This is a genomic window from [Leptolyngbya] sp. PCC 7376 (genome assembly GCF_000316605.1).
Taxonomy (GTDB): domain Bacteria; phylum Cyanobacteriota; class Cyanobacteriia; order Cyanobacteriales; family MRBY01; genus MRBY01.
Window position 1 is genome coordinate 42293 of the sequence record NC_019683.1, and the last position, 16856, is coordinate 59148.

The 16856-nt window shown below is 44.4% G+C and carries 15 protein-coding genes; 3 read left to right on the forward strand and 12 right to left on the reverse strand.

Annotated elements, in window-relative coordinates; genetic code table 11:
- Positions 1-102 precede the first annotated feature (102 nt).
- The 3 genes from LEPTO7376_RS00215 to LEPTO7376_RS00225 all read right to left on the reverse strand — a co-directional run bounded on the left by LEPTO7376_RS00215 (position 103) and on the right by LEPTO7376_RS00225 (position 2373).
- Complete coding sequence (locus LEPTO7376_RS00215; RefSeq protein ID WP_041763038.1) at positions 103-582, reverse strand: DUF2656 domain-containing protein; 480 nt, start codon at positions 580-582, stop codon at positions 103-105.
- Between the two features lie 55 nt (positions 583-637).
- On the reverse strand, positions 638-1846 hold the full coding sequence (locus tag LEPTO7376_RS00220; RefSeq protein WP_015132288.1) for a M20 family metallopeptidase: 1209 nt from the start codon (positions 1844-1846) through the stop codon (positions 638-640).
- A gap of 110 nt (positions 1847-1956) precedes the next feature.
- Complete coding sequence (locus LEPTO7376_RS00225) at positions 1957-2373, reverse strand: hypothetical protein (RefSeq protein ID WP_015132289.1); 417 nt, start codon at positions 2371-2373, stop codon at positions 1957-1959.
- A gap of 88 nt (positions 2374-2461) precedes the next feature.
- Here LEPTO7376_RS00225 and LEPTO7376_RS00230 point away from each other — a divergent pair, with 88 nt between their 5' ends.
- Complete coding sequence (locus LEPTO7376_RS00230; RefSeq protein WP_015132290.1) at positions 2462-3085, forward strand: Uma2 family endonuclease; 624 nt, start codon at positions 2462-2464, stop codon at positions 3083-3085.
- Positions 3086-3096: 11 nt separating this feature from the next.
- On the opposite strand, the gene LEPTO7376_RS00235 is transcribed toward LEPTO7376_RS00230, so the two are convergent.
- The 5 genes from LEPTO7376_RS00235 to LEPTO7376_RS00255 all read right to left on the reverse strand — a co-directional run bounded on the left by LEPTO7376_RS00235 (position 3097) and on the right by LEPTO7376_RS00255 (position 9936).
- Positions 3097-4422, reverse strand: a complete 1326-nt coding sequence (locus LEPTO7376_RS00235) for a hypothetical protein (RefSeq protein ID WP_015132291.1) — start codon at positions 4420-4422, stop codon at positions 3097-3099.
- Between the two features lie 15 nt (positions 4423-4437).
- Complete coding sequence (locus LEPTO7376_RS00240) at positions 4438-4716, reverse strand: hypothetical protein (RefSeq protein ID WP_015132292.1); 279 nt, start codon at positions 4714-4716, stop codon at positions 4438-4440.
- Positions 4643-5002 carry a BrnT family toxin gene (locus tag LEPTO7376_RS00245; RefSeq protein WP_015132293.1) on the reverse strand — a complete coding sequence of 120 codons (360 nt, stop codon included), beginning with the start codon at positions 5000-5002 and terminating at the stop codon, positions 4643-4645. The genes LEPTO7376_RS00240 and LEPTO7376_RS00245 overlap by 74 nt, the downstream gene beginning before the upstream one ends.
- A gap of 105 nt (positions 5003-5107) precedes the next feature.
- Complete coding sequence (locus tag LEPTO7376_RS00250) at positions 5108-9109, reverse strand: magnesium chelatase subunit H (RefSeq protein WP_015132294.1); 4002 nt, start codon at positions 9107-9109, stop codon at positions 5108-5110.
- A 338-nt stretch (positions 9110-9447) separates the two neighbouring features.
- Entirely contained in the window at positions 9448-9936 is a 489-nt protein-coding gene (locus tag LEPTO7376_RS00255; RefSeq protein WP_160148345.1) for a hypothetical protein, read from the reverse strand.
- A 129-nt stretch (positions 9937-10065) separates the two neighbouring features.
- Between LEPTO7376_RS00255 and LEPTO7376_RS00260 the strand changes: the two genes are divergently transcribed.
- On the forward strand, positions 10066-10740 hold the full coding sequence (locus tag LEPTO7376_RS00260) for a hypothetical protein (protein WP_015132296.1): 675 nt from the start codon (positions 10066-10068) through the stop codon (positions 10738-10740).
- Here the strand turns inward: LEPTO7376_RS00260 and folP are convergent.
- The 3 genes from folP to LEPTO7376_RS00275 all read right to left on the reverse strand — a co-directional run bounded on the left by folP (position 10730) and on the right by LEPTO7376_RS00275 (position 13106).
- Positions 10730-11581: a dihydropteroate synthase gene (folP, locus tag LEPTO7376_RS00265; RefSeq protein ID WP_015132297.1), complete on the reverse strand. Its 852-nt coding sequence runs from the start codon at positions 11579-11581 to the stop codon at positions 10730-10732. The two genes, LEPTO7376_RS00260 and folP, sit on opposite strands and share 11 nt — an antisense overlap.
- Positions 11582-11590: 9 nt before the next feature.
- Complete coding sequence (gene xth, locus LEPTO7376_RS00270; RefSeq protein ID WP_015132298.1) at positions 11591-12376, reverse strand: exodeoxyribonuclease III; 786 nt, start codon at positions 12374-12376, stop codon at positions 11591-11593.
- An 88-nt stretch (positions 12377-12464) separates the two neighbouring features.
- Entirely contained in the window at positions 12465-13106 is a 642-nt protein-coding gene (locus tag LEPTO7376_RS00275; protein WP_015132299.1) for a TetR/AcrR family transcriptional regulator, read from the reverse strand.
- Between the two features lie 131 nt (positions 13107-13237).
- Between LEPTO7376_RS00275 and LEPTO7376_RS00280 the strand changes: the two genes are divergently transcribed.
- Positions 13238-14212 (forward strand): Rieske 2Fe-2S domain-containing protein, encoded by a 975-nt coding sequence (locus LEPTO7376_RS00280; RefSeq protein WP_041763040.1) that lies wholly within the window; start codon positions 13238-13240, stop codon positions 14210-14212.
- A 65-nt stretch (positions 14213-14277) separates the two neighbouring features.
- On the opposite strand, the gene LEPTO7376_RS00285 is transcribed toward LEPTO7376_RS00280, so the two are convergent.
- Positions 14278-16788, reverse strand: a complete 2511-nt coding sequence (locus tag LEPTO7376_RS00285) for an ATP-binding protein (RefSeq protein ID WP_160148346.1) — start codon at positions 16786-16788, stop codon at positions 14278-14280.
- Between the last annotated feature and the right edge of the window lie 68 nt (positions 16789-16856).

A 16856-nucleotide genomic window follows, 5' to 3' on the forward strand; every position in this document is an offset into this window, starting at 1 on the left:
GTAAGCCAGTCAGGTTCGTGTCGAAATTTTGATGGGCTGGCCGTTTGGCGATCGCCCCATCTCACTATTTTTCTGACTGGCTGATCCGCCTCCAATTTGGGATTAGGGGTTGGTCTTTAATTCAACTTTAAAGATGCTGCCGGGTGCTTTTTGGGCAGTAACAGTTTCCCAGGCGATCGCCTCAAGGAATGTATCGCGGCTTTGGGTTTCCACAACATCTACACCCCATTCACCGGGTTGCAAGGTTTCGGGAAGTTCACTGGTCGCTGGAGAAAGCTTAATGCCGCCGAGAATCAAAATTTCCGGTAGATCGCGATCGCCTGTTTGTCTATCTTGGCGTTTTTGGTGCATGGCTTTGGCACAAACTTCCCCAATTTGTTGAGGTGTGAATTTACCTTGAGGAAACTTGATTTCCACTGACCAGTGAGGGTGGCTAATCAGGCGGCAGTTGCAATCAGGATAGTCTTTTAGTCCTGCTTGAAATACTTCGACAAATTCGCCTCGAGTTAAAGGCGTGACAACCCCAGATTTAATATCAAAGTTATGGGACAGCAACATTCTGATTTGTTCGGAATCACTCACAATATGTTCTAAATAATGGGAAAAGTATAAAGATAACGAAAATGGAATGTCGCAGTTAGGCGAGGAATTTTTCGACACAACGTACAAACATTTCAACCCCCATGCCGAGGGCACTTTCGTCGAAGTTAAAGCGAGGATGATGATGGGGATAAGCGAGGTCGAGCTGCGGATTCGCAGATCCAAGGAAAAAGTAACAGCCGGGCACTTCCTGAAGGAAATAAGACATATCTTCGCTACCCATCGTTTGGCATTCTGGTGCGACGCCAAGGGGTGTTTCGATACTTTCTTCTGCCACTGTTTTTACGAGGGCGGCGATCGCCGGATCATTAATTGTTGGAGGATACATCCGAATGTAGTCCAGCTCATAGGTTGCGCCATAGCTGTGACATACACCATTAATAATGGCTTCGAGGCGATCGCGTAAGTCTCGCAATTCGGGATTAAAGTAACGAACTGTTCCACTTAGTTCTGCAAAATCAGCAATGACATTATGGGCATCCCCTGCGTGAAATTCACCGACGGTTACCACCGCAGAATCGATGGGATTTACACTGCGGGCAACGACGGTTTGGAAGGCGGTGACGATTTGCGAGCCAATGACAATCGCGTCTTTGGTTTGGTGAGGCAGTGCGCCGTGGCCTCCTTTGCCCTGTACTCGCACATGAAAGGTTTCTGCTGCTGCCATTAATGCGCCGGGACGAACGCCAACCGTTCCCAATGGCAAATTATTCCAGATGTGTAGGCCAATAATTGCATCGACATCGGGATTTTTAAGCACCCCTTCTTCGATCATTGGTTTTGCACCACCGGGACTTTCTTCGGCTGGCTGGAAAATGATTTTAACTGTGCCGTTAAAGCTGTCACGATTTTCGCTCAAATATTTTGCTGTACCGAGGGCGATCGCCACATGTCCGTCATGGCCGCAAGCATGCATGACACCATCATGTTGAGAACAGTAATCCACTTCATTTTCTTCTTGGATTGGCAGCGCATCCATGTCTGCGCGAATCCCTAAAACTTTTCCCTCATCTTTACCTTTGATGACTGCGACAATCCCTGTTTTGGCAATACCTGTCTGATGGTCAATGCCTAACTCTGTGAGCTTTTGGGCAATGAATTCTGCGGTTAAATTCTCGCGAAAGGCTAATTCTGGTTTCTTGTGGAATGTGCGCCGCCACTCGACGAGTTCAGTTTGTAGAGCTTGAATCGCGGGGCGAATGCGATGTTTGTGGAGGATAGCATCCAGACTGACGGTAGCAACCATGAATTATGCAGCAATATGAAGAGACACCTTCCAGTGTAAAAGATGCCCCTAGAAACGTCTGATAATTTTGGCGATCGCACCCCATTTCCCTGAATTTTGCAGCATATTACCTATGGTTTAATCTGTCGAAATCCATCCACAAATTTTACGGTGTCGATATAAAGAAAGTAACCAGAATAGCGGGGCGATAGCCGATCAGCTTCTGGAATAAATTGTTGTTCTATGCCTTCGTAATCAATGGGATCAGCCGCAATGACGATGGGTCTTTCATCGGTCTGATCTTGGATTTTTATTTGGGTTCCTGCTGGCAAGGTAAATTCCTCACCACCAGTGACAGGAGCCGAGTAAGTGATCATTGCCGTCACTTCTACATCCCGAACCGTTTCAAATATCTGACCAGTTTGCGGAATCTCTAGGTCATCTGGAATCTGCGATCGCTCATATTCCCGTGCTGCTTCAATCTCTTCCGGTTCAACTGTCCGAAAAGACATCTCAGCGATTAATTCTTTGATTGTTTTCTGAGCCATGGCGATCGCCTCTCATACTTTCCCCATAGTAATGCTGAGAAATTCTGCTCTAAGATAGCGGTATCAACTAGGCGAGGACAAACTCTAAATGACATTAGTTTTAGATCGCTTAAATTATCTCCAACAAGTGCTGGCCTTGATTCAGACTAAAGAAATAGATCAAGAACAACGCTTCATTGTTGACCAAGTTCTTTGGGATGATTATGCCCGCCTTTTGGAAGCTAATGGAGATACCAATCAAGCTCGTTTCAAATATGCCCATAATCAATTAGAAATTATGGCTCCTAGTAGTCGTCATGAATTTATAAAAAAAGCGATCGGTATTTTGCTCGAAACATATTTTCTAGAAAAACGGATTCGTTTTTATCCATTTGGCTCCACTACATTTCGCTCAGAAACTCAACAAAAAGGTATTGAACCAGATCAATGTTATTGTCTAAATTCCCGCAAGGACACACCAGACTTAGCCATTGAAGTCGTAATTACCAGTGGTGGACTAAATTCACTAGAGATTTATCGTTACCTAAATGTCTCAGAAGTCTGGTTTTGGCAAAGTGAGAAACTCTCTCTCTACAGACTTAATGATGAAAAATATCAAAAAATAGAAAAGAGTGTTTTGCTGCCAGATCTAGATCTCATTCAGTTCAACCAATGGATTTTATATGATGAAATCTTTGATGCAGTGCAAGAATTACGAGAAGATTATCGATAGGAAAAAATACTCTATTGGATACTAAAACCAAAGATTTTCAAGAGAGACTGCCATAGGTAATAGTGAGCTACTTCAAAAATTTCGGCCATCATGATTTCTGAGATTGTTATCTGACTTTGCTTTTTATTCACTGTCGGGTGAACAATTAAATTTCTCACTTGAGCAATAGCTTCAACACTATCAGGCCAGTTCTTTTCTTTGGATAGCTTAGTAATTTCCCAATTCTCGTCTAATGGAATAAGCTCAATTTTTAGAATCTTTAACATGAGCTTGGTTTTATCAGCAAATGTTAGTTTTTTAAAACCATCAGGACTAAGATATTCATTCGTACTCAGATATGTCCATGCAAGTTTTTCTAATGCTGCTTGTACTAAAACAATGCATGTGTTGTTCCCACTTGTATGCTTAGAACTTTCTATATACCACTGAATTGAGTCTTGAATAACACTATTCCATTGCGGATCATTCCACTTATCCATAAAGCCGGAAAAATAGTATACACATTCAGTTGTATCAGATGTTGTCCAACAGTTAGCTAAAGAGAACCAAGAGTCAGCTTGAATTTCTGGAGTCTTCCATTCTTCAAATACGCATGTTCCAGATTGATCAAACCCAGAGCATAACAAAGGTGAAATCCATAATCCTCTAACAAATGACAAGTAGTAACAGAACGCTTTAACAATCTTTTGAGCTTCTTGAAAATTGAGGATTGTATTATCCAAATGTTCAACCTTGAAAATATGTGTAATTAAGAATCCTCCTCTTTCCTCCAAGTGCTCTTCAATTTCCCAATCACTACGCAAATCGCCCAATACAATATGCCAATTCTGATAGTCAAAAGTAAACTGACCATCAAAACCTAGCCATCCTTCTCGTTGAACTTCGATCCACCCTCCTTTACCATCAGGAAAAGTATCCCACTGATTAAAAATACTAAAAGAGAAAAAGTTAGTAATATTAAATACTAGAGAAGTCAAATCTTTACAAGAGCCGATAATTAAAGGCTCTCGAAGATATCCGTACAACTCTCTCTGTTTATTCCTTAAAGGCTTATCTCTAAACCAACGGAAGTCAACAATCTTTTGAGGAGTTATATCCTGAAGCTTTAAAGAGTATTTAGAGGAAGAACTATCTAAAAAGCCTGTTTTTACTTGCGTATAATTGTATACAAACTTGATAGTTATATTTGGGTAAGGATGCCAGCCTAGTTCCAATGTAACTTTGCCAAATAACTGCTGGTCTTCACAAAATAATTCGGCACTACCTCGATAGAGAACTAAAGGCTGACTTAAATATTTTTGTCTATAGATTTTTGGTACAGGGCGATCTTGAGGCATCTTTTAACTAAAAAATCACTCAACTTCTTCTAATGACATTTTGATAATCTCTTCGCTAACGCCATGTCGTTTTAAACTTTCAATTAATGTATTTAGGGAGTCATTCTCTAGCCTTTTAAGATCTTTACGTAATCCTTGACCAATGTAAGTTCGCATCAAAGGCTGATATCCGGAAAAACCAAGTAAAGGTGCAATACGTTTCAAGTCCTCAATTACATCTTCAGGCATCCGCATTGTAATTGTTGTCATCGGACGATTTTTGTCTAATCGTTTTTTGAGATCTTGAAACTTCATACTGGTCACGCTCCTGTCGAGTTGCTTTTCTGGCTGAAATAATCTGAATCATCTCGTCTTCTCTTTCAATGTGAACCACAAAGAGTAGATTCCACTTTGTATCTAAACCAATCACCGCATCACGAAATTCATCATTACGGCTTGCATCAACCACAATCAAAAAAGGGTCAAAGAAAGCTTCTGCTGCTTGCTGGAAAGTGACGCCCTCATGCTTTTGAATATTGAGTTGTGCTTTTTCGGCATCCCAAACAAAAGTAATGCCGTTTAGCGTGTAGAAGACAGCCATCACTTATAAAATAACCAAACCATATTTACATCGTCAATACACTGTGAGCTATGAAAAAAGGTGGGACTAGCCCACCTTGATTATTCGTTAATTTTAATTTTTAGCTTAGTTATCGATGCCTTCGATGCGGTCTTCTACTTCTTGATAAAGCTCTTGAAGACGCTCTAGGTTTTCATCGCTAGTTTCCCAATAACCACGACCATTCACTTCGAGGAGCGTTGTGACCATGCGGCGGAAGGAGTTGGGATTCAAATCCATCAGACGCTTACACATTTCCTCATCCTTGATGAATGTGTCATTGGTATCCTCATAAACCCAGTTATCTACCGCATCCGCAGTAGCAGACCAACCCATGGTATTTACGAGACGCTTGGATAGTTCTCGTACACCTTCATAACCGTGGGAAAGCATGCCTTCATACCACTTGGGATTAAGAAGCTTCGTGCGTGCATCGAGGCGTACTGTCTCAGACAAAGTACGAACTTGAGCATTCGCAGTGGTTGTATCTGCGATAAATGCAGCTGGCTTTTTGCCATCATCCCGCAATTGAGAAATCACTTTGGTGGGATCAGAGTCGAAGTAGTGAGATACGTCAGTCAAACTAATCTCTGAAGAATCAAGGTTCTGGAAGGAAACATCCGCAGTCTTGAGAGATGATTCAAAAACCTTACGGTTTTCGTCCATCACACCGGGATTATCGGAGTTAAAGGCGAAAGACTTACGGTTGAGGTACATATCCTGAAGCTCTTTCTCTTCTTCCCAAGAGCTGTTCTCTACCGCCAAGTTAACGTTGGAAGAGTAGGAACCAGAAGCATTGGAGAAGATACGAGTCGCAGCCTGACGGATATTGATACCCATTTCTTTAGCTTGCTCTTGAGCGTGCTTGCGAACATAGTTCATTTCGAGAGGCTCATCAGCTTCCGCAGCCATCTTCACTGCTTGATCAAGCAGGTTCATTTGGTTAATGAAGAGGTCACGGAATACACCAGAACAGTTCACAACAACGTCAATACGAGGACGACCCAATTCTTCGAGAGGAATTAGCTCAAGCTTGTTTACGCGACCGAGGGCATCGGGTACAGGGCGTGCACCAACCATCCACATAATCTGTGCAAGGGATTCGCCATAGGTTTTGATGTTGTCAGTTCCCCAGAGAACACAGGCGATCGTTTCGGGATAAGCACCATCGTTATCCAGCTTTTGGCGCTCAATCAAACGGTCAACGACAACTTTTGCTGACTGTACTGCAGCCATTGTTGGAATGGACTGAGGGTCAAGGGCGTGAATATTCTTGCCAGTGGGCAGAACGTTGGGATTACGGATAGGGTCGCCACCAGGGCCGGGAAGAACATACTCACCTTCGAGGGCTTTCAGAAGACCAGCAAGCTCTTTATCGGCGCAGACTTGCTCAAGGCAGAACTCTAAATAATCAAAGAGAGGCTTGAGAGTTTCGTCGTCAATATTGCCGTAACCTGCTTCCTGAAGTGATTCGAGCCAAGGAGTTTTCTTGCCAAGGTTAAGGAAGTTTAATCGTGTGACAAGGGATACGCGACCTTCGTCATTGATCTGTTGCTCAACCAAAGCACGAACTGCTTTACGGCAAGCTTCGGTGATGTCTTGGAGAAGATTGACATCTTCGAGAATCCCTTTGTCGCTATTACGGTAAACCTCCTCCATGTTGCGACCGATGCTATTCGCGATGATGCTAGGCAATCCGAGGAAACCTTCGTCTTCTTCGCGGTCAAGGCTTGCAATGTTTACCAATGTGGCGATCGCCTCTTCAGCGGTAGGAGGCTTACCAATAACGTGGAGACCACAAGGGAGGAGACGAGATTCAATTTCGATGAGCTTACAGTAGACGATGCCGACCACATTGTCGCGCTCCTCTTTGCTCATGTCCGCCGCATTGACATCGGGAATATCTATATCCTTATCGAGGTTGCAGACCCGCGCCTGATCCATGATCGTGTTTACAATCTGAACACCACGGCCACCATCCTTGAGGGTTTGGTAGGACGCAATCAATTCGCTCAATTCCTTGAGACCCTTATATAAACCTGCATTTTCGGCGGGAGGCGTCAAATAGGAAATCGTGTTTGCATAACTCCGACGTTTGGCGATCGTTGCCTCCGAAGGATTATTCGCAGCGTAGTAATAAATGTTGGGCGTATTACCAATGAGATTGTCGGGATAACATTCCCCAGACATCCCCATTTGCTTACCCGGCATAAATTCGAGCGAACCGTGCGTACCGAAGTGCAGTACTGCATCAGCACCCCAAATTCTCTCGATGTAGGTGTAATAGGCGGCAAAACCGTGGTGAGGTGACGCAGAACGAGAGAAGAGCAAACGCATTGGGTCTCCCTCATAACCGAAAGTCGGTTGCACACCAATAAAGAGATTGCCAAAGTGCTTACCGTAGATCAGTAGGTTTTGACCGTCGCTGTTGAGTTCTCCTGGTGGGGGACCCCAGTTTTCTTCGAGACGTTGAGAATAAGGCGTGAGGCGCTCATATTCTTCCACACTCATGCGGTGCGCAATATTCAGCTCAGGAGACGTATACTGTGCTTCGGCATCATGAATGACAGCTTCGAGAAGTTCTTTTGCCGTTTCAGGAATATCTTGGACATCGTAACCGTTGTCACGCATCCCTTTCATCACCTCGTGGATCGAGCCGAACACGTCTAAGTAAGCTGCTGTACCAATATTTCCTTTGTCAGGTGGGAAACTAAAGATCGTGATTGCGAGTTTCTTGTGGAGTTTGGGCTTTTTGCGGAGGTTTGCCCACTTCAAGGCGCGGGAAGAAATCGCTTCAACACGGTCTTGGAGGGTAATGGCGCGACCCGTCATTCCGTCACGACCAGACATCACGATAGGCTCAATCGCTCCATCCAGCTCAGGAATTGCAATCTGTAACGCAACTTGAATAGGGTGTAGTCCAAGATCGCTTTCTTCCCATTCTTCCGTAGTTTGGAAAACGAGGGGAAGAGAAACCATGTAGGGACGATTTAACTTCTTTAGAGATTCAACTGCTTTTGGGTGATCTTGACGAGCAGGCCCACCAACGAGCGCGAAACCTGTGAGGGAAACAACAGAGTCAACCAGAGGTAATCTTTCAACACCAGCAACGGTGTCATCCCAGAAAAACGCATCAACAGGTTTTGAGAAGTCTAGACCACCGGCAAATACTGGGATCACGCGTGCGCCACAATACTCAAGTTCTTGGAGCATTGCCACATAGTGGGCATCATCACCAGTCACAAGATGAGTCCGCTGAAGCACAAGGCCAATACAGGGGGCTAAAGGATCTTTGAGATCATCATTAATGTCGTCGCGCTCGTTATACCACTGGAGATATTCTGTGGAGCTTTCGAACATCTTGGGGGCAAGGGGATGCCAAATACCCATGTCAGGGTAAACGACTGGTTCTTCGTATTCTGTTTCACCACCTTCGTTCAACTTGCCATCGAGGATGTATTTATCGGTCATCATCAACAGGAAGTTTTCGAGGTTATCGGGAGAACCACCGAGCCAATATTGGAAGGACAACATAAAGTTGCGCGCATCTTGCGCCTTCTCAACAGGCAAATATTTGAGGACTTTCGGCAAGGTGCGGAGAAGCTTCAGCATGGCATCTTGGAAAGAGGAGCCAGACTTCGCCTTGCGCTTTTTCATGAATTCGCCGATGGCACTCTTGGATTGACCAAGTTGCGCCATAGAGAAGCTACCCATCTTATTCAGACGCATAACTTCGGGCATCGAAGGAAAGACGATCGCCGCATTTAGGTTGTCGCGGTGTGGAGTGACTGCTTCAACGACTTTCTGAGCTAGGTCTTCAATAAAGATCAAGGAAGCAATGAAGAGATTTGCTTCTGCAATGTCTTGCTTAAATTCGTCGTAGTTTTCGGGATTCCGTAATTCTTCGACAAGGTAGCCGCTGATTTCAATCGCGATTTTGGGGTGGTTCGCGTTGATTGTTTTTACCGCAGCGGATAGAGCACTCTGATACTGAGACTCCAGTACGACATAGACCACCTTCACTAACGTACGACCATTGAGGTCATCGGGTTTGATATGGCGAATGGCGGACTTGACGTTAGTGAACATAGATAGCGATTCTCCTGTACTTCAGCAAGTAGATGGATCTAAAAAACCTATAGTTATTCCAAATCTAGGGATCATCTCATCTAATGGAGTTTTGATGATCAGGTAAATAGGGCATTTTTTGGGATTGACCTTAAAAAGTTTTAGCAAAAAATACCTAGTAACCCTAGATTTCATAGGCATTCTGACACAATTTGATAAACCAAACTTAAATTTTTGTCACATAGCTTGACATTTTAGTTGCGACTCACAAGGTGATGTGATTCGTTCTTGTCAGTGATGGTAGTGACGATCGCCACTTATTTTGCTCTAACGGATTGAACCTTTAATATTGTTGGCATTTAAGGAAGTTTTGGGCGATCGCCTTTGATGAGGCTGGTGAGAAGATGTTGGTACTCTTTTTGATAAAACGCAAGATGCCATTGGGTCATGCTGTAGAGAAAGCCTAGGAACATGGTGAGTGGTGAAATTGCGGCCCATTTCATCAGGGTGGATAGAAAGACAATCAGAAATAAGGCGGCACAGGCAACTTGATAAAAGTCGAGGTTGCGTAATCGCATGGTTCCGGCGAACTTGGTTTCATGGCTGTTGCCAGAGAGTTTGCCGTAGAAGTGGAAGCAAAATTGTCGTCTGGATTTAGGCCCGAAAAATCTGACACGATTTAGGTCAGAGGAGCCCCAATAGTAGCGAGTGAGTTGGTACTGTTTTGACAAGACAATGTCATTTAATAGTCCTTGGTGTAAGTTCTTATGGGCGATCGCCAAGGAGATAGGGACAGTCACTTCGATGTTGCGATACAAAAATAAACAGTCTTGAATTGCTCTAATCATATTTTTCGGATGAGCATTGATATCTTGTTTTATCTTCAACGGGAGCATTGCTGTTTGCAGAAATGAGGGCGATCGCCTCTAGTTGGTTTGATTCTCTATAATCCTGGAGAACTGTTGGAGTATGACTCTATGAAACTCGAAAATGTTATTCCATGGGGTCGAAACTTTGCTGAGTATCAAGCCATGTTTAATCTGTCAGAGACTGATTTAAACAAGTCTATTTTGGGATGTGGTGATGGGCCTGGCAGTTTTAACGCAGAGATGTTTCAGCAAGGGCATAAGGTGATTTCTGTTGATCCGGTGTATCAGTTTTCGGATGCGCAAATTCGGCAGCGAGTTGAAGCAGTTTATGACACGGTTATCTCGCAGGTGGCAGAGCAATCGGAGCGATTTGTTTGGAAAAATTTTGTGGATGCTGATGAATTAGGCGCAGCGAGATTACAGGCAATGGAAAGGTTTTTGGTGGATTATGACCAAGGTAAAAAAGAGGGGCGTTATCAAGCTCAGAGTTTGCCAGAGTTAGGTTTTGCCGATAGGCAATTTGAGCTGTGTTTGTGCTCCCATTTTTTATTCCTTTATGCCGATAAGCTTTCACTGGCGTTTCATCTTGCTTCAGTGGAGGAGTTATTGCGAGTGGCTGCAGAGGTGAGGATATTTCCATTGCTCAATCTAATGGGTGATCGCTCTCCCCATGTTGCGCCAGTCATTGAGCAGTTAAAGCAGCAAAATTTCCAAGTGCGAATTGAAACTGTCAGCTATGAATTTCAGAAAGGTGGCAATGAAATGTTGGTGATTACGTCTTAGATTGTGGTCGCCAAATGGCATCACTAATTTTGCAGACATCGATCATTTCTGGCACATCATGTACTCGCAGAATATCTGCACCGAAGGCGATCGCCCCAGCACAGGCCGCAGCAGTTCCCCAAACACGTTTTTGTGGATCTTTTTGGTTGAGGACATGGCCAATAAAACTTTTGCGAGACGGGCCCACTAATAGCGGGTAGCCCATCTCCCGGAAATCCTGCTGTTGGCGGATCAGATCATAGTTTTGCATGGCTGTTTTGGCGAAACCAATGCCCGGATCGAGGATGATTTGATCGTCTCGAATGCCCAGATCTTTTGCTGTCTGAATCCGCCCTTCGAAAAAAGTTTTGAGATCCGCAATGAGGTTGTCGTAATCCGTGAGTGATTGCATCGTCTCTGGTGTGCCCCGAATGTGCATCAAAATAATTGGAACATTCAATGCTTTTACCGCAAACAACATTTGTTCATCAAAGGTTGCCCCAGAGATGTCATTAATGATGTCTGCTCCTGCGGCGATCGCCCGTTTTGCGACTTCAGAGCGAGTGGTATCGATGGAGATGACCGTATCGAATTGTTGGCGAATCGCCTGAATCACTGGGATGGTTCGATTTAGCTCTTCTGCCACGGAAATTTGAGCCGCACCAGGACGAGTTGACTGTCCACCAATATCGAGAATATCAACACCCGCCTCAACCATTTTGACAGCTTGAGCAAGGGCTGTATCAACTGAGTTAAACTGTCCGCCATCACTAAAGCTGTCTGGAGTGACATTGAGAATTCCCATCACATAGGTGCGATCGCCCCACCGGAATTCCTGATTACGCAGAACTAAATTTTCCATACTGTTTCCCTAGAGCTCAACAATTACGGGAGTGTGGTCACTGGGTTTTTCCCAGCCACGGGGTTCGCGATCAATCCAGCAATTCTTTGCTGCTTCGTAAGATTTTGGCGTGAGATAAATATGGTCAATGCGCCAACCGCGATTAGTATTAAATGCCCGTGTCCGATAATCCCACCAGCTAAATTGATCTTCCTCTTGGTTCACCTTCCGAAAGGCATCCGCAAACTCGCCTAAGGCCAACACTTCCCGCAAAGTTTCCTTCTCAGGGGCGGAATACATAATGTGATTTTCTTTTTTTGGTGCGTAGATATCCCGTTCCTCTAGGGCAATATTAAAATCCCCACAAATCAACATTTCTCGCCCTTCTTCTAAAAGGGTTTTGACGTAGGTTTTGAGTACTTCAAACCAACCCATTTTGTACTCGTATTTTTCGCTACCCACTGACGAACCATTCGGCACATAGAGATTCAGCACCCGCAAATCCCCAATTACGCCAGTGATCACTCGTTTTTGTTCGTCAAAATCACCCGCTAACTCTTCCCCAACAATTGGCGCAAATCCCATCGATACTTCTTCGAGAGGTTCACGGCTAAATAAAGAGACACCATTATAGGATTTTTGGCCTGAAACGTAGGTGTGGTAGCCGATATCTTCAAAGGGTTTGCGAGGAAAGTCTGGCTCGACTACTTTGGTCTCTTGGAGGCAAAGAATATCGATCTCATTTTTCTGGAGCCACTGCACGGCATGGTCTTTGCGAGAGCGGACAGAATTGACGTTCCAAGTAGCAATTTGCATCGGTTTCGAGAATGGGACAGAGATTTAATTTACCGTAATTTGTCCCCTCAAAGACGGTTGGCGATCGCCCTATTGCAAGAAGCCTTGCTTAAAGTGTGACACCTGCAAGAATAAACTCGATAGCCGCTTCAGTTTGCTGCTCTACCATTTCTGCACTGAGGAGATTTTTCTCAGCGTCGAGATACTTCAGATTTTCATGGGCATCAAAATAAAACGAGCAGACCCCCAAAATATTAATAGCTGTCAGGAATGGATCCAGGGGGCGAAATTCTCCTGTTGCGATGCCTCGCTCCAAAATATCGACAATATCGTGAAAACCTGATTGCCAACCTGTTTCTGCGCCATAACGGCCTTGGTTTTGAATCGCCTCTTGAAACCACAACATGCCATGGTGTCGATTGCTAATTTCAAAAGTGATATAGCTACGGGCGACTGCTTCTAAGGCCTGTCGTGGCGAGAGTGCTTCCCAGTTGATGGGCTGAAAAGCCTGATTAATATCGTCCACCAACCCCTGCAAAACCCGCCGATACAAGGTCTCTTTATTTTGAAAGTAATAGCAGAGCATTGCTTTTGTGATACCGCTGCGACTGGCGATCGCCCCAGTGCGGGCACCCGATAAACCGTACTGCGCAAACTCTTCAGTTGCCGCCGCCAAAATCTTTGCTTTTGTGGCTTCTGGATTACGACTTTGCTTTTGTTTTTTTGAGACAGAGCGAGGCGGTTTTGGCATAGATAGATTTAGCTAGCGAACGAGATTTACTCCCTATAGCCTAAGCTTTGCTGCCATTGAACACCCTTGACGAGCTAATTAAACATATGTTTAATTAGCTAAACGAGTGTTTAATTAGATAGATGGAAAGTATGCAAGCTATTCTTCCCGGTGCACCTTGGTTGGTTGCCCATCGATCGATGCTAGGTATTAATTGTCCCTACAAGCTCACCCTGAATGGTCAAGATTATGTCCTTTGGCAAAATGCTGCTGGCGAGATTTTTGGGCTAAATAATATTTGTCCCCATATGCAAGCCCCGTTATCGAATGGTTGGATTTGTGAGGAACGCAATACGATCACCTGTCCATTCCATGCGTTGGAATTTGATGGTGTGGGTCGTTTATGGCGAGATGGTGAATTTGGGAAAGCGCCCATCAGCGAAACTCTGGAGTTGATTATTGATGGTGATTTGATTTGGACTTATGGTGGCTTTGAGCCGAAGTTGCCAGTGCCTAAATTGCATCGCCAAGTGGCATCAGAATATGAATTTCTAGGGGTGACAGCAGAGAAAAGTATTCAGAGTGAATTTCTCCGCAGTTTGATGATTAATTACGATCACAATCATCAAAATGGCACGCATCGAGAATTTTTTAAATGTAAGTCTTGTCAATCTAAATTTGTCGAAAAAAATGACATTTACGCAAAGGTGGCACAAACAGTCGAAAAGGATCACTATACGCCAGAGGAGATTGCCACCAATCCGATGTTAGGGGCAATTCCAGAGGTGATGCATAATTTTTTGGAATATGTTTTTCCGTCTACACAGTTTTTCTGTTTGCAGTCTCCTGAGGTGCAGACATATCAAGGCCATGTGCTCTACCCTGAAACGGAAAATCAAACGAAAACTTTTATTTTGCTCTACGCTAAATTTAGTCAGCCAGAGTTAAAAGCTGTGATGCAAGATTCGTTACTCAACGCAGCATCAATTGTGGTTCAGCAAGATACAGAATGCCTTGAAAGTTTATACCCAATGGCAAAGTCTAAGGTTCATCTCGATAACGAAGACATTATGTTCTATGCAGAAGAACTTTATGAAGGTTGGGGGCAACGTTGCCCTGCTGTTTAAGCTCTTGTTCTGAATTGCATGGATTGGCGATGGCCTGTGACTTTATTGTGTGATAGGTGAAAAAATTAGTCTGAGTCTGAGAGTTCTGGTTGCTCTACATCAATAAGGTCGATCCCTAAATAGGTTTTAAGGATTTGGAAAACATCGTTGGCATGGAATGGTTTACCAAGGACATCATCAAAGCCATGGTCAATGAAGCTCGATATTTCATCAAGTTGGAGGCTGGCAGTACAAGCAATAATGATTGCCTCATCACCCTCTTCTTTTTTACGGATGGCAGTGATGGCATCTTTGCCGTCCATGACCGGCATTAACCAGTCCATAAAAATCAAATGGGGCTGCCAGTCTTGCCATTGGGCGATCGCCTCACGACCATCAGCTGCTTCTGCTACTTGGAATTGGTAGGGCTTCAATAATTTTGTAAAGAGTAGACGATTAATCCGACTGTCATCGACGATCAAAATTTTGTATTGAGCCTGACTTGAAGCTGGGACTTGATCAACGATTTTTGTTGGGGCGATCGCCTCTTCCTCGACAATCGGGAAGCTAAGTTCAAAAGAAAATGTTGAGCCGACCATCACGGTACTTTCTAGGGAAATTTCGCCGCCCATGATGCGTACAAACTCGCGTGAAATAGTCAGTCCTAAGCCTGACCCCCCAGCCAATTGCTTTCCAGAATCAGTTTGCTGGAAAGGCTCAAAAATTTTGATTTGCTCAGATTTAGGGATGCCAATACCGCTATCGGCAATTGTAAATTCTAAAGTGATCTCCTTGGGTTGGCTGACGATCTCCGTAATGGTGAGACAAACAGAGCCCGCTGTCGTAAATTTGAACGCATTGCTCAGTAAGTTAATTAAAACCTGCCGTAACTTGTGGCGATCCGCGTGGACAAATTTTGGGAGACTGGGTGGTAAATTTAGCGCGAACGTTAGATTTTTAGCCTGGGTCTGAATCAAAAATAGATTGCTGAGGTCATGGCACAGTTGGCGTAGATCTGTTGGCTCAGGAGCGAGTGCCATGCCACCTGCTTCGATCTTCGACATATCTAAAATCACATGGATCAAATCCAGCAGATGCTCGCCACTGCGCTGCATAATGTCGAGGTTTTTCTGTTGCTCGCTGTTCAGATTAGGCGATCGCTGTAAAACTTGCACAAATCCTAAAATTGCATTGAGAGGTGTCCGCAATTCATGGTTCATATTGGCGAGAAATTTGCTTTTCGCTTCGTTTGCAACTTCTGCTTTTTCCTTTGCTTCGAGTAACGCTTCATTGGATTGGGCGAGATCTGCAGTACGTTGATTGACCCGGTCTTCAAGGTCCGTAAAAGCGCTTTGTAATTGCTCTGCCATCTGGGCGATCGCCTCGGTGAGCTGCCCTAATTCATCCTGGCGATCGCTCTTAATATCTTGTTCCCACTCGCCATGGGCTAACCCTTGGGTCACTTTGTTTAACCGTAAAATCGGCGCCAGTACCCAACGACTGGTGAGCACTCCCAACGCCAAAGCGACACACAGGGCGATCGTCCATAAAATTACCGTTTGATAGGCATTCGCATAGATTTGCGTCATAAAGTCCGCTTCAGGGATGACCACCACAATGAGCCAATCCAACCCAAACTCATCGCGATATGGACTGACTCGCACCAATTGTTTGCGATTATCCTGCTGAAAATCGAGCTGTTCTACCGAGCTAATCTGATTGAGATCTGTAAAATTTGCGTTGAGATATTCACTGGTACTGCGAATCAGTGGATTGTCGCTTTCTGTCCCTAAAATTCGTTCGACATTTTCGTCAGTTTCCCGAAAGGCTGCTGCTTCCCCAGAGTTCGCGATTAACAGGCCATTTTTTTCTAGGATGAAAGTCTGACCTGTTTTGCCAACGCGGATTTGCCGTAAAAAATCACTAATATCCGATAGTGAGAAATCGACTGCAAATACTCCCTGTAACTCTGGTGTATAAACGGCTGTCACCGCTGGCAATGCTAAGTTTGGGTAGGGGGCATACCAAAGATAAGGGTCTCCCCATACTGGTTGTTTTTCGGCGATCGCCGTTGTGTACCAAGGACGTCCCAGCATCTCATAGCCTGGCACTGAACTCTGCAACGCTAACCGATTACCTAAGGCATCTGTCGTATAGGTATCAAAGGATTTATCCGGTGGTGCCGAATTTGAATAGCCAAGGGTAATACCACTGTTTTCTTCTCCTGCACCAACAAACTCAGGTTTTGGTGAGCCAAAGTAAATATAGGTGGCAGGCTCAAATTGTTGCATTTGTCGCCAAAAAGTTTTTTCTAATTGCTCGACATTATTTGGGTCAAGAATTCCCAAACGCACTGCGTCTGCATTTAACCGATTAATCTGATGGGGAATCGATAAATAACTCTGCAACCGCTCCTCAATCCGAAATGTGATTTCTGAGGTGAGCTGTGTTGATAATTCATTAACGGTTTTCTGACCAGTCCGAAAAGATAGCCACCCTACAACTCCGACTGTACCCATAATCTGTAGTACAAACGGCACAACCAATACTGTCCGCAACGGGAGCGATCGCCAAAATTTTTGGATGGAAAGTGGCAAAATTACAACCGCCTAGTCGGTATATGGAGCAGCTAAGAACCTAATTCTTCTTAATGCCTTTAAAATCA